A 238-nucleotide genomic window follows, 5' to 3' on the forward strand; every position below is an offset into this window, starting at 1 on the left:
GGCCGCCCCAGGCGTTGGCTTCGAGCAGGATCTCGTTGCTGAGCACGTCGAGCTTCTTCTGCGCTTCGCCCTGGATGTTGCCGGTGCCGGCATCGCCGAGCACGCCGCCGAGGGCGCCCTTGCCCACCGCGATGGAGATCGACTTGCAGGCGCGCGCGACCACTTCGATCAGCAGGCGCAGGTCGGCGTTGATGCGGCCGGCGCGCTGTTCTTCGATCAGGTAGCGGGTCAGGGAGAT

General features: G+C 68.1%; 1 protein-coding gene. It reads right to left on the bottom strand.

Annotated features, from left to right (window positions below):
• A partial coding sequence (locus HKX41_13315) for a fructose-bisphosphatase class I (protein NNC25114.1) occupies positions 1-238 on the bottom strand: 238 nt, incomplete at its 3' end.

Origin of the sequence: Salifodinibacter halophilus (assembly GCA_012999515.1) — a bacterium.
GTDB classification, from domain to species: Bacteria; Pseudomonadota; Gammaproteobacteria; order Nevskiales; family Salinisphaeraceae; genus Salifodinibacter; species Salifodinibacter halophilus.